Source organism: Candidatus Paceibacter sp., from assembly GCA_013360865.1.
In the GTDB taxonomy this organism is placed as follows: Bacteria; Patescibacteriota; Minisyncoccia; order UBA9983; family UBA9983; genus SURF-57.
On sequence record JABWAS010000007.1, the window covers coordinates 1 to 13,379 of the forward strand.

General features: G+C 43.9%; 15 protein-coding genes. 3 read left to right on the forward strand and 12 right to left on the reverse strand.

The genetic code is table 11. The features are described from left to right. Positions 1–55: 55 nt before the first annotated feature. From HUT38_02345 to HUT38_02365, 5 genes are all read right to left on the reverse strand, one after another. Positions 56–442: a CYTH domain-containing protein gene (locus HUT38_02345; protein NUQ57304.1), complete on the reverse strand. Its 387-nt coding sequence runs from the start codon at positions 440–442 to the stop codon at positions 56–58. An 88-nt stretch (positions 443–530) separates the two neighbouring features. Continuing rightward, on the reverse strand, positions 531–1,043 hold the full coding sequence (locus HUT38_02350) for an NUDIX hydrolase (GenBank protein ID NUQ57305.1): 513 nt from the start codon (positions 1,041–1,043) through the stop codon (positions 531–533). A 54-nt stretch (positions 1,044–1,097) separates the two neighbouring features. Continuing rightward, positions 1,098–1,409 carry a hypothetical protein gene (locus tag HUT38_02355; GenBank protein NUQ57306.1) on the reverse strand — a complete coding sequence of 104 codons (312 nt, stop codon included), beginning with the start codon at positions 1,407–1,409 and terminating at the stop codon, positions 1,098–1,100. A 247-nt stretch (positions 1,410–1,656) separates the two neighbouring features. After that, on the reverse strand, positions 1,657–2,304 hold the full coding sequence (locus HUT38_02360; protein ID NUQ57307.1) for a hypothetical protein: 648 nt from the start codon (positions 2,302–2,304) through the stop codon (positions 1,657–1,659). Positions 2,305–2,341: 37 nt separating this feature from the next. Next, positions 2,342–2,674: a hypothetical protein gene (locus HUT38_02365; protein NUQ57308.1), complete on the reverse strand. Its 333-nt coding sequence runs from the start codon at positions 2,672–2,674 to the stop codon at positions 2,342–2,344. A gap of 115 nt (positions 2,675–2,789) precedes the next feature. Between HUT38_02365 and rpmE the strand changes: the two genes are divergently transcribed. Together rpmE and HUT38_02375 are read left to right on the forward strand one after the other, a co-directional pair. Further along, complete coding sequence (gene rpmE, locus HUT38_02370; GenBank protein ID NUQ57309.1) at positions 2,790–3,023, forward strand: 50S ribosomal protein L31; 234 nt, start codon at positions 2,790–2,792, stop codon at positions 3,021–3,023. A gap of 134 nt (positions 3,024–3,157) precedes the next feature. After that, the gene (locus HUT38_02375) at positions 3,158–3,901 is read left to right on the forward strand and encodes a PCRF domain-containing protein (protein ID NUQ57310.1); all 744 of its coding nucleotides are present in this window, start codon (positions 3,158–3,160) and stop codon (positions 3,899–3,901) included. A 75-nt stretch (positions 3,902–3,976) separates the two neighbouring features. Here the strand turns inward: HUT38_02375 and HUT38_02380 are convergent, their stop codons facing one another. From HUT38_02380 to HUT38_02410, 7 genes are all read right to left on the reverse strand, one after another. Next, positions 3,977–6,151 (reverse strand): hypothetical protein, encoded by a 2,175-nt coding sequence (locus tag HUT38_02380; protein NUQ57311.1) that lies wholly within the window; start codon positions 6,149–6,151, stop codon positions 3,977–3,979. 160 nt (positions 6,152–6,311) lie between these two features. Beyond that, positions 6,312–7,667 (reverse strand): lytic murein transglycosylase, encoded by a 1,356-nt coding sequence (locus tag HUT38_02385; protein ID NUQ57312.1) that lies wholly within the window; start codon positions 7,665–7,667, stop codon positions 6,312–6,314. A gap of 83 nt (positions 7,668–7,750) precedes the next feature. Then, on the reverse strand, positions 7,751–8,419 hold the full coding sequence (locus HUT38_02390; protein ID NUQ57313.1) for a 50S ribosomal protein L25: 669 nt from the start codon (positions 8,417–8,419) through the stop codon (positions 7,751–7,753). 571 nt (positions 8,420–8,990) lie between these two features. Then, the gene (locus HUT38_02395; protein NUQ57314.1) at positions 8,991–9,965 is read right to left on the reverse strand and encodes a D-glycerate dehydrogenase; all 975 of its coding nucleotides are present in this window, start codon (positions 9,963–9,965) and stop codon (positions 8,991–8,993) included. Between the two features lie 113 nt (positions 9,966–10,078). Then, on the reverse strand, positions 10,079–10,936 hold the full coding sequence (locus tag HUT38_02400; protein NUQ57315.1) for a class II fructose-bisphosphate aldolase family protein: 858 nt from the start codon (positions 10,934–10,936) through the stop codon (positions 10,079–10,081). 158 nt (positions 10,937–11,094) lie between these two features. After that, positions 11,095–11,721: a hypothetical protein gene (locus tag HUT38_02405; GenBank protein ID NUQ57316.1), complete on the reverse strand. Its 627-nt coding sequence runs from the start codon at positions 11,719–11,721 to the stop codon at positions 11,095–11,097. Between the two features lie 182 nt (positions 11,722–11,903). Then, the gene (locus tag HUT38_02410; protein NUQ57317.1) at positions 11,904–12,323 is read right to left on the reverse strand and encodes a hypothetical protein; all 420 of its coding nucleotides are present in this window, start codon (positions 12,321–12,323) and stop codon (positions 11,904–11,906) included. Between the two features lie 55 nt (positions 12,324–12,378). On the opposite strand from HUT38_02410, the gene HUT38_02415 reads away from it, so the two are divergent. Then, entirely contained in the window at positions 12,379–13,377 is a 999-nt protein-coding gene (locus tag HUT38_02415; GenBank protein NUQ57318.1) for a carbohydrate kinase family protein, read from the forward strand. The last annotated feature ends 2 nt before the right edge of the window (positions 13,378–13,379 follow it).

Here is a 13,379-nt window from a genome sequence, read left to right on the forward strand (position 1 = left end):
ACCGCGTTAAAAATGGCGCCGGTTCAGTTTGCCGCCGCCAATAAAATTGATACAATCAAACATATGGAGAAGGTGTCCTAAGAAAGGGGTACCCTACAATGTGAATATCGTTATAATTTTTCAACTTCAAAGATGTTGTATATTTTTCATACGAAGTAGACGGCGCGTAGCCCATCATTCTTAAAATATGGGCCATCACTTCAAAACTTTTCACTTCTGTTTCCAGCTCCACTTCTTTCTTTTCATTACCAACGCTTGGCAACGGTCTTTTGTAGGATAAACTAATTTTATCTCCTTGCTGTCGTAGTCTTATCCTTCCGTCAGTGTGTTCCATCAACTTATCCGAATTATCAAACATCACGGTTTTTTGGTGGACTTCTTTGCCGCTTGTAATATTCGGATTATCGGTAATTTTTTTAATCTGATTACTATCAATTGACAATGGTCTCTCCCCTCCCCGTTACAAGTTCAACAACGCTATTCTTTATTTTGACGTTATTTTGCAAAGCCGCCTACGGCTTTCTTCGTTGCTATTTAGAGCAAGTTGATAAAGAGGAAAATTTGTTTTTTAACTCAATCGCGCGTTGCATTATTCTTTCTCCTATTTCACCCCAATCAAAATATTTTTTGTAATCTTTCGGGTCAATAAATTTTATTTCAGTAATATCTCCATCCGGATCGGCGACAAATTCTCCATACGGCTCAACAAGACAAAAGGATCTTGTTTGTCTGATTATTTTGCCCGGCTCATAAATATCCTGATAACCAATAACTTCTTGGTGTAATATTTTCATATTGGTTTCTTCCTTCACTTCTCTTTCTACCGCTTTTTCAACAGTTTCATTTTTTTCTATGCCGCCACCGGGGGGGGCCCAATACCCTTTATTATCAGCATAAACAACAATTAATTTTTCTTTATAAAAACAAAAAGCATGGACGGCCTCCAAGTTTTTGCCTTCAATGTTGTTTAAATAGTCATCCTCTTTATATACGACATCAAAAACCTGCTCATTATGCCTGCGGAGTTTTGATTTTATTTCCATTTTTTAATATCTAGACTTAGAAAATAAATGGAAAATGGTAAGTAATTCCTTAACTTACTTTCCACTCTCTATTCCGAGTTTTTCTTCCAGATATTTGACGCGGTGAGTTAAGTCCTCAAACTCGCGCGGGTCAATGGAATTGTTTTTCATATCGCGAACATCGCGCCTTAGCTCATCAAGACTCGCTTCAAGATAACCAACTTTCATTTCTAAGCCACTTAATCTGCCTTCTATTTTATCAAGTCTTGATTCAATTTTATCAAGTCTTGATTCAACCTGCTCAAAGCGTTTATTTATTTCTCCTCTTAGTTCCCTAAATTCGTTGACAACCAGCTCGGCTAATTTGTCTATGGTTATTTTTGCCATGTGGTTAGAATATCAAACCGCGCGAGTTTGTAAAATTTTTAGGCACTATGAAATTTTGATTTAAAAATAAGAGCAAAGTTTTTTATTTAACCTACCACCCCAATATCTGCACGCGAACCTGCACCCAGCAATTACGATTATTACAATCATCGTCTGTAGCTCCTCTTTTTACATCGACAGTGTTATCAGTTTTAAATGTCATCTTTAACCCCCAAGGGGACAATTATACTGTTTGAGTTAATTAAAATCAGTTACCGACTTTCAACATAATTACTCTAATATACCTCCACTTATTTTCAGAAAAAGCTTGCCCGTCATTATCACCTCTTTTTATTGTTATATTGGTAGCAGTTTTGTTTTTCCAGGCAGCACCCTTACCACTATCAGTGCCTAGATTCATCTGGTGAATTTCCCCAGCCTCATTTTTACCCTCAAGATAAACCAAAGTATTATTAGTATTTAAACCATGTGTAAATGTTGTCTTTTGACCCGGTTCCAAATGAAACCACCCCTCAGAGTCAGGGGCAACACCATCTTCGCTCTTATTTTTGCTTACCCAAACACTTCTCACCGGCTGATCCTGCCAACTGGCCACACCATTTGCGTCCGATGTCAGGACTTTTTCTTTCCCCTGAGAACCATCAACCAGCTGGAAAACTCCGCTTATTTTTAAACCCGCCAATAAATCCAAAACACCTGCCCCATTTTTAACCTTTAAAGTTTTACCGTTGGCAAAATCCTGCGGCAGGCTACCCACATTTATCGGCGCCGGGACGTTTTCGGCGGGAGGATTAGCCGTCGGACCGTGCCATTGGCCATCAGACGCGAAACTGATGCCGTAAGCCAGAGCCAAGCCGACCACGACCGCGATTATAGATTGTTTTAAAGTCTTCATAATGCTGATTTTATTTTTAAATTTATAATTTGGAATTTTACTGCTGTGTTCTCAATTTATTTAATTCCTCAATTTGTTTATTTATTTCTTCCTGCGATAATGGTTTCGCCTCGCTCTCCTTCCTTAACTTGTCCAATTCATCCATTTGCTTCTTTTTATCTTCCTCCGTCAGCGGATTGGCGGCGGCTTCTTGTCTTAGTTTATCCAACTCCTCAATCTGCATTCTGATTATTTCCTCTTGCGTCAGCGCTCTCTCCCCGCCCTTTGGAATTTTGTCGGAAAAATAGAGCAAAGCGCCCGCCCCCAAAAGCAGAACGCCGAAAATTATCATCAGCTCTTTTTTTATATTGCCGCAGCGCCAGTTTGCCATAATTGATTAAATTATATAAGCCAACAAAGACTGACGCAATCTCCAGAAAAGCGATGGTGTGGATAACCCCATCAGAAATTTGACCAATAATAAGCGTCATGCTACTATTTTCCTTATGAAAAGCGAAATACATCCCAAATATTACCCTAACGCCGCCATCAAATGCGGCTGTGGCAACGTAATCCATACCGGTTCCACAAAGGAGGATATCCACGTGGAAATCTGCAGCGCCTGCCATCCGTTCTTCACCGGCACCAAGAAAATATTGGACACCGCCGGAAGAGTGGAGAAATTCCAGGCGAGGCGAGCCAAAGCTGCTCCAAAGACCATGAAGGCGAAAAAGGGTTAGCTTATTCTGAACGGCAGAATTAATATCGTTTGCGACGCCTTTCGCAGCGCGACGGCGCGAGAAGAGCAAATTTTCAGCAGAAAATTATGCGAGCCGAGCAAATGATGTTAATTCCGCCGTTCTCTATTATTCTTATGGAAACCGTAAAATCAGTTATTCTTGAAATCCGCGCCGGCGCCGGCGGCAATGAAGCCGCTCTTTTTGCCGCCGATCTCGCTAACATGTACGCCAAATACGCCGCCAAGCAGGGCTGGAGCGTGGCCAAACTGGACGAATCGGTAAACGATTTGGGCGGCTACAAGGAAGTCATTTTTGAAATATCGGGCGAAGGCGCTTACGAAAAATTAAAACATGAAAGCGGAGTGCACCGCGTCCAGCGCATTCCGACTACGGAGAAGTCGGGCAGAATCCACACCTCCACAGCTTCGGTGGCGGTGCTGGCCGCGAAGCAGGAAGAGATATCGGAAATCCGGCCGCAGGATTTGGAAATAACATTCGCCCGCTCGGGCGGCGCCGGAGGGCAGAACGTCAACAAAGTGGAAACGGCGGTAAGAATCTTGCACAAGCCGAGCGGCGTCGTGGTCAAATGCACCAGCGAAAGATCCCAGCAGAGAAACAGGGAAAAAGCCATGGGAATTCTGGCCGCCAAACTCGCCGAAGCCAAATCCGCCCAGGCGCAGAGCCAGCTCGCCGGAGAAAGGCGCCAGCAGATAGGCACCCAGGATCGTTCGGAAAAAATAAGAACTTACAACTTCACCCAGGACAGGGTGACCGATCACCGTATAAGGAAAAACTGGCACGACATAGAAAGAATAATGGAAGGCGGTTTGGATAAGATGATGAAGGATATGGCGGCGCTGAATCAATCTAATCAATAAAAGTAAAATCAAAATAAGACATCCGATGCCCGCTGGACATCGGATGTCTTTGTTCTCCCCTCTTCTTTTTGCTAACTAGAAAGTGACCGAAGCGGTATCTCTGACGGTGCTGCCTCCAACCCTGCAGGAAAGAGTATAAGTGGCCGTTTCTTTGTTTGAAGCGTTTACAATATAATCTTCCGTATTGTGTTTGGAAACGTTGGAAGCAGTTCTGTCTTTGCCTGACTCCTCAATTATCTGACTGGAAGTGAGGCTGCCGTATCTTAACGGTTGGGCGTTGGCGCCGTAAGCAATGGCGCAGGCGCTGGCGCCGGATGGCACCGTCCAATTAAGATCTATTGATTCTTTCCCTTCCGAATTAGGGTTATTCAAAGTTAGCGAATCAATATAATCACCAAATCGTCCGCCGGTTAAAACTTCTCTGATTTTAAGATCAAGAACGCCGCCTCCTGAACTGGATGAACTCGATGATGACGAGCTTCCAAACGCTTCGTTTGTAATATCTTTAAAGTTAACCGTTACAGCTTGAATATCTCCCGATCCCCGCATTGTCATTTTGCAAGTATCATTGTCGCCCGTTGTTCTGGATATAACGCAATCTTTGCTTTTAGAAGCGATAAATTGCGCCGAACCAAGCGGAACATTTTTTGTCCGGGCTCTCAAAGTTATTTCCGAACCGGCGTTAAAGTAGGATGAGTCGTAGAAACACTGGGCTTTTCTGACGGCCAGCGAGCAAGTTCTCTTGATTCCGTTTTTATCCGTAAAAGACACTTCGCCGGCAATGGGACTATTGTCGTCGCTGGCAATGTAAAGATGCGGCAAATTTATTATTTGATTTGACCAGTCGTCCCAATTGAACGAAGAAGAAGAAGAAACTTTTTTGTTAAATACCGCCGAAACCGTCCTGTTTTGGCTCATTTTTACCTTGCACTCGGGGGAAGTACCGGAACAGGCGCCGCCCCAATTGCCGAAAGTGTAACCGGAATCAGGCGCGACGAAAAGGTTAACGGTGATGTCTTTGCCGTAGTTGCTGGAACAATTATTGGTAGATGTGCCGCAGTCTATCCTTCCGTTACCATTTCTGTTGGCAATGGTTCCTCCACTCGGCCTCGGGCTTACGGTAAGTTTGTAATCATTTCCTTCTTGATTACTGTAGCCTTCGTTAAAAAAAGCCGTGACTTCCCTGTCTTTATCCATTATTATTTGACACTCGTTTTTGGCGCCGGTTAAACCTTTGCAATCAACGCCCCACCAGCCGAAAGTTGATTCACCGATTGGAGTAGCCTTGAGTGTAACGGTTGTGCAAAGTCTGGTGTTGCCTTCGGCGTCATAACAACCGGATTTTATATCTTCGCTGCAGTCAGATCCGCAAGATATCGCTCCATCCAATCCGCCTTTAAAATCCATACTTTCAACTTTACCGTCGCCGTTGCCCAGTTTGATAACGGTAAGTTTATATCCGTCCCTGTTCAGGTCAAAGGAAACAGTGGCTTTTCTGTCTTTGTTTATTGTAAGCGTGCAGGTTCCGCTTGAGCCGGCATTGCGGCAATCGCCTCCCCAGACCCCTCTTTCGTAGCCGGAACCGACATCGGGCTTGGCGTCCAAGGTCACGCTCTGCCCGTAATCAAATTCCGCTTCGCAGACGTTTCTGTCGCGGTTGTTTTGCCCGCTCGTGCAGTTGATGCCGGCCGGATTGCTTTTCACCGAGCCGATGCCGGACTTTTTAACCTCAAGTTTGTATTTTTTGACCGCAACGGAACTGGCGCTTGAAGCGGTTGAAGCTGCGGAGGAAGATTCTCCCTGCCCATCCTGTATTCCGTCCCCCGATGTCCGCGGTCTGCTTTGGCCGGTCTTTATTCTTTTAAAATAAGCTTTGACCGATTTTGATTTATTGACGCTGACGCTGCAGGTGTCGCTTGTGCCGGAACAATCCCTGCCCCACGAGTAGAAATTATACCCCGCGTCCGGACTGGCCTTCAGTGTGACATGGGCGCTTCCAGAGTATTTTTCCCGGCAATCCCGGCCGCAGTTGATTTTGCCGTCGTCGCTGATAACGACTCCCCTTCCGGAACGAGAAACTTTAAGAGAATAATTACTGGATGTCCTGGAAGAAGCGGCGACAAGGCTGTCGGCGCTGTTTCTTCCGAACATATCCCCAATAAAGCCGGCTCTGGCGACTCCCTGCGCCGCCGAAAAAACGGCAACCGCGGCAAATCCGGCAAAAAGTATCTTGCTCAAACTGTTTTTCATAATTTATAAACTTCTAACTTATAATGTTTTGTGACTAATCTTAATAATACCACTATCCAGGCAAATAAAAATCAACTTATCCACAGAATCATCAAAAAAAACCGACCTGCCAGGTTGAAGAAGTTAAAACCTGGCAGGTCGGTTTTTTTTGACCATATGCCTAGTACAAATTCAACGGGTCGATCATGTTTTCCTGGATGTTCCGGGCGTGCTTCATAACGCTGGAACCATAGTTTTGCCCCGAGGATTTGTACCAATTGCCGCCGGCGTAATAACGGGCTGCCGCTTCGTGCTCGGCCGCGTAAGTCCCCTCGTCTGCTCCTAAGTCGGCCAGGTATATCGCCGAAGCGAAGAAAGCGTCGCGCGGAATCCACGGATTTGGTATGGCCGCGCCGGACGCGGCGGCTATCTTGCTTTCATAAACTTTCCAGGTTGAAGGGATGAACTGGGACGGCCCCATCGCTCCGCCATATCCCACGGACTGCGGGCAGGAAACCGGCCTTGTTTTGGGGTCAAAACCTAAACGGCCGGCGATGTCAAGAAAAGGCTGGATGTCTCTGCTTGGCTTCATCACCCCTTTAAAAAAAGTCCCCGTATTCTTGCCCACCCCATCGCCAGTCTGAAAGTTGGTGACAAGGCATTGCCCCGTGTTTTCGCCCAAATTTGACTCCTGTGTGAGAATGGCCAGCAGAAAGGCCGGCCTTACGCCCGTCTTTTTCTGCGCTTCCAGGGCGTAGCCGTAAGCTTCGCCAAATGGAATGGCCGCCGTATCTCTTAAGGCAAACAAAGCGCTTCTTATCTTGGCCGCTTCCAGATGCTTGCTCGCTAATATTATTTTATAATTTTTTTCCAGTCCTTTGGTTAAGGTCAGAAGTTTCTTTTTCTCCGCTTCGCTGGCGGCCAGATTTTTCCTTTCCTGCTCTAGGGCGTTCTTCAGCCTCGTCTGTTCGGCCTGCTTTATCTGTAATCCCTCTTTTTCTTTTTCCAGTTGATTTTTTGTTTTTCTGGCGCCGTCAAGAACTTCCTGTATTTTATCCTGGACGGGCTCAAGCGTTTCCGCGACAACCAGAAAGTCCGACATTTTCCCATAACCAAGGATGATTTCCGCCAGGCCGGTTGAATCCAGTTCGCTGCTTTTCCTCAACAGCTCCGCCAGCGAATCTTTCTGCTTTTCGCTTTTGTCGGTGAGAATCGTTATCTGCCCGTTTTTCTGTGATATGCCGGTTTTAGCTTTTGCTATTTCCACTTCCCGTTTTTGTATTTCCAGCTTGGCTTTGCTGATTTTGGCGTTCAGCAAAGCAATGTCTCTCTCAAGGCTTGCGGACTCGTTTTGTTTTTGTTTGATGACAAGTTCGTACCCGTTGATCTGGGCTTCAATGTTATCCAGCTCCTTTTGGAGCTCCTCTTTCCTCTGATTGACCGCCTCCGCTCCGCTTTGCGCCAAAACGCCGCCCGTGAAGTACAAGAAAGAAACGGCAAACAAAACCGATGACAAAATCTTTAAAAAATTAAGCATGAACTTAAATATTATATCAACAAAAAAACCGACCTTCCAGGTTTTAACTTCTTCAACCTGGCAGGTCGGTTTTTCGCTATTTGCTATTTCTTCGCTTCTGGGGCCGCTTCCGCGCCTTCCTCTTCTTTCTTGCCCTTCTTCTCCGACACTTCTACGTCCTCAATCGTCCTTACCTGCTCCTCAACTTTTTCTTCCTCGTGAGGCTTGGCCAGAATGACGATCATGTCGGCTTTCGTTATCAACTTGACTCCGCTTGGCAAAGCGATGTCGCCCGCCATAATCTTGTCTCCGATTTTAGCCAGCTTGGCCAGGTCAATTTTTATCTCGTGCGGCAAATCTTTCGGCAGAGCTTCAACCTCTATCTCATGGAGAACTTTAACCAGCACCCCGCCGTGCTCCTTGACGGCTCCGGCGATGCCTTCAAATTCTATCGGCACTTCGGCCGTCATTGTCTTGGTGGCGTCTATCACGTAAAAATCAACATGCAAAGGCTCGCCTTTGATGGTATCCATGCTCACGTCATAAATCATCACATCTTCAGAAATGTTTGAACCGGCCGCGCCCTTAAGCTTGATGATGGCCGATTCTTCCGCCTCCGCCCATACCTTTTTAAACTCTCCGAGATTGACGAAAATAGGCAAAGATTCTTTTTTGCCCGCGCCGTACAAAACGGCCGGCAATTTGCCCTCCTTTCTTATTTTGGCCACTTTCTTGCCGAAAACGGCTCTTGGTTCAGCGTTTAATTGCAACATAATGAACATACTATCAATTTTTTTTAAAAAAACAATACTTGACTTTCTTCGTTAAAATGATATTATTCCTTTCAGAAAACCTGTTTATGGGTTGCATAAACAACACATCTTGATCTTTTTAAGAAAGGGCTAGCAATGAGGCTAAAAAGTTGGCTAAAAATATTTGGGGCAACGATAATTTTTTACACATACACCATCGGTTTCGCAACAAATTTTACCTTTGCAATCTCCATTGCTATACTAATTAGCAACGGAACAGAAACAACTCTTAGTGTAGCGTACTTGTACCGCTTTGTTATTGTAACCTTAATACTTTCTGCACCATTTACTCTTTTTGCTTTTACAACGGTGGGTGATTTTAGCATAACAAGAACATTGAAGCACTCAGGGGTATTAAGAAAATTAAATCTTTTTTATGTTTTCTTTTATCTTTTACCTAAGGGTGTTTTATGGTACGTTAAAAAATATCTCCTGGTTAAACAACATCAAAACTCGCGCTAACAAACGGGCACGAGTAGTTAATCGACTAACCCAGCCGGCCCACTTGGACATCCGATGTCCAAGTGGTTTTTTATTTTATCAAGTTCGGCGGGATTCGGCCTTCCACCGCCTCAATTATGTTTCTGGCGGCCATTTCGCTCATTTTACCCCGTACTTCTTCCGTCGCCGAGGCGATGTGCGGAGTTAAAACGATGTTTTCCAATTTAGCCAGCCCGTTGGCCAATTTAGGTTCATTTTCAAAAACATCCAAAGCCGCGCCTTTTATCGTTTTGTTTTTTAAAGCTTCCACTAAAGCCAATTCGTCCACTATCGGCCCGCGGGAAGTATTTATCAGAAAAGCCGACGGCTTCATCAGTTTTAATTTTTCGGTGTCTATAATTTTTCTCGTCACCTCATTTAATGGAAGATGAAGGGAAACAAAATCAGCTTCTCTCAAAACCTCGTCAATGCTCGCCTTAAATTCAATCGCTCCCGTCGGAAATTCTTTTTCAAAAGATTCATTTCTGCGGATGTCGTAATAAACCACTTTAGCTCCAAATCCGTTGGAAACCATGTGGGCCGCTCGGCTGCCAATTCTGCCCAAACCGACGATGCCGACAGTCTTGCCAAAAAGCCCGTTGCCCAGAAGAAGCGTCGGCGTCCAGCCTTTGTATTTGCCCTTGCGGGTAAAAACATCCGCTTCCGGAATCCGGTGCCCGACAGCCAACATAAGAGCCACGGCGTGCTCGGCCACCGCCTCATTGAGCACGTCCGGCGTATTGCTGACCATCACACCTCTTTTTTTGGCGGCTTCAATGTCTATATTGTCAAAACCGACGGCGTAGTTGGCGAAAATTTTGGCGTTCGGCGCGGCGTCCATCACCTCGCCGTCAATTTTGTCGGTTAAAAGGCAAAGCACGGCGTGGTATTGTTTCTTCTTCAGAATTTTTATCAGTTCGTCCTTAGCCAAAACTCTGTCTTTGGGGTTAATGTCCACTTCGTAACCCTTGTCCTGAAGCATTTTGATTCCCTGCCCGGGAATATTTCTGGTGATGTATATTTTCATGTTTATTTAATAAGCGAAGAAAACAAATTTTGAAAATCCTGGGCGGGGGCGGCCGCCCGGGTCCGCGAAGGTGGGGCTAGAGGATTTTCCAAAATTTGGTTTTCGGAAACTTGTTAATACCCAAATAATTTTAACTTCTCCTCCACTTTTTTCTCAACCGATTCAGCCGCCGGCGCTAAAATTTTGTACGGCGTGGTTTCTTCAGGATTCTCCGCCAAAAATTTCCGCAACGTTTCCGCATATGCCACTCTTATTTCCGTATTCACGTGGATGTTCGCAATACCCACTTTTATCGCTTCTTTAATTTGCACGTCCGGAATCCCCGAACCGCCATGCAAAACCAGTGCCACTTTTTCCGGTAAAATTTTTCGGATGGTTTTGATTCTATCAATATCCAAAGCCGGTTCATCAATAGAAACGCCATGACTGTTGCCGTAAGCGCCGGCAAAGCGATCTATCCCCGTTCTTTCCGCGAATTCCGCCGCTTCTTCCGGCTTGGTCAGATCCTCTGGATTTATTTTTATGACTTCTTTTTGGATTCTTGATTCACCGCGCAAGTAGCCAAGTTCGCCTTCCACCGACACATCAGGACTTTTTGATTTTACATAATCCACTACTTCTTTCGTACCTCTAACATTTTCTTCAAAAGAAAGCTTTGACAGGTCAATATGCACCGAATCAAAACCGGCGTCAAAAGCTTCTTTGGCCGATTCCACCGAATGAGAATGGTCGGGATTAAGAAAAACCGGCAACTCATATTCCTCGCGAAAAGTTTTAACCAGCGCCACCGCCTGTTTCAACCCGACAAATTTTCGTTCGCCTTCAGACAATCCGATCATTATCGGAGCGTTAAAATTTTTCGCCGCTTCCATAATCGCCCGTAACTGCTCTAAATTGGAAACATTAAAATGCCCGACAGCCCGATTGTTTTGCCTCGCCTCTGCCAAAATTTCCGAAAGCGTTTTATTCATTACAATTTATTTTAACATACTTTAAAAAACAAAAACATTACGAAAAATCACTTGATAAAAACTGTAAAAATAAATCCTACCTGTTTTAAGCGATAGCATTTTTTAGGTATCATTTAAGATATAAGATATCCGCATAACATACCCGCGCTACACCAAGGTCATACGAGGTAAAATTTTATTTTCAATTGCTCTTCGTTCGTAAAATTTTTTGCGCGGATAAACCTAACCCAAGGACGGATCAGAAATATTTCTACTATAAAATTTATCTCATCTTCGCACTCATACGGCAAAACAAAAACTGATTTTTGCAGCTCCAAGAATCCTAACTCTCTCAATTTACGCCTTAGCGCCTCTCTCGCTTTTTTAAATTTTTCCAGAATGTCAAAAATCACGATTCTCCACTCGCCATCCCACCTTTTCGGTTTTTTAATTTCCATTTCATCCAACTTGAACTTAAGCGCCTTTCTCTCGCCTTCTTTGGTTAAAACAATATTAACAAAACCGTCCTTGTTTTCTTTGTAATCAACCAGTCTACCGTTATAAAATTCTCCAACTATCCGATAAAGCCTGCTTCGCTCAATTTCTCTCCATGCCTCTGGAATACCTTTTAATATTTTAAAATAACCTCTCGGAGTTCTAGAAAATCCAAGAGCAACTCCGCTCAACAATAATAATAAAATTTTTTGCTTGGCTGTTTCTTTCATAGCTATTACATTATTTAACGGATAATGACGGATAATGATAGCAGCTAATAATACAATTATACCTATTTTGAGCGATAGCATAAAACAGGTAGCATTTTTAGTTTAACATTTTTTAACATTATTGAAATATTTTTGATGTTTTGTGATATTAATATTGGCCGGCCAATGAGGATAAAATAAAAAAAATCCGCCGCGCGAATCAGAAATTTTTGGTTTCTGAAACGCGGGCGGCGAAATTATAATTTAAACAAAATTTCACAAAATTATTTAGGTTTATGAGTAATCCAAACACCATTAATATCGGTGGTTATATAAGTACTTCTTAACCCAGATAAATTATACTCCTTTTCAATAAACCAGCTCAAAATTTCCACGTTTTTTTCTTTCTCAAAATAATCCAATATAAACAAAATTCCTTCGCAAATTTCAACTGGTTTAACTCTTACCATTTCGACTGGAATATAGCTATTATTTCCCACACTCTTTACTTTGTTAAGATCAATTCTAAAATCATCTTTTTTTAATTCATTAATATCTATAGGTTTTCCTTCATTTTTTCTTTGATAAAGTTTTATTAAAAAACTGCGTGGTGTGTATTCCATCTTTTTTCTCCTTTTAATTAAAAAATTATTAAAGAATTTTTCAAAACACCGTGTTTTGATGTCTGCTGATAATGCAAGCATAAATGATTTACTTTGTCAACGTTTCGGAAAAGCATCAAATTGGTAAAATGAAATCATGTTTAATAAAACTTTTGACTTCGTCACCATTGGCGACACGACGATAGACGCGTTTATAAGAATCAAAGAGGCAGCGGTGAATTGCGACATCAACCGCGAGCACTGCCAGATTTGTTTTGATTTTGCCAACAAGGTGCCTTACGAGTCGGTGACCGTTGTACCGGCCGTAGGCAACAGCGCTAACGCGGCAGTGGCGGCGGCAAGGCTCGGATTGAGGTCGGCTTTCGTCGGCAATGTCGGCGCGGATTTGAACGGGAAAGACTGCATCAATGCCTTAAAGAAGAACAATGTTGACGCCGGATTCGTCAAAATCCACACAAACAAAAAAACCAACTATCATTATGTTTTGTGGTACGGAGACGAAAGAACGATTCTGATAAAACACGAAGAGTTTGACTACTCGATGCCGGACATCGGCTCGCCGAAGTGGGTGTATCTTTCTTCGTTGGGAGAAAATTCCCTGCCCTTCCATTATGAAATAGAAAAATATCTCAAAGCGCGACCGGAAATAAACCTGGCTCTCCAGCCGGGAACTTTCCAGATGAAATTCGGATTGGAAAAATTGGCCGGATTATACCAATTAACAAAAGTTTTTATCTGCAATCTGCAGGAGGCGCAAAGAATTTTAAATACACAAGAAGAAAAAACGCTTGAGTTGATGAAAATATTAGCAGACAAAGGGCCGAAAATCGTCGTCATCACCGACGGCCCCAAAGGCGCTTACGCTTACGACGGCAATAATGCCTGGTTTATGCCCCCCTATCCTGATCCCAAACCGCCGTTTGAGCGCACCGGCGCCGGCGACGCTTTTTCTTCCACTTTCGTGGCCGCGCTCGCCATGGGCAAAAATATTAAGGAAGCGCTTATGATGGCGCCCATCAACTCAATGTCGGTAGTGCAAAAAATCGGCGCGCGGGAAGGCTTGCTCGCCATGCCGGAGCTGGAAAACTATCTCAAATCCGCGCCGGAGGATTATAAGCCGAGAAAAATAAATTAGTT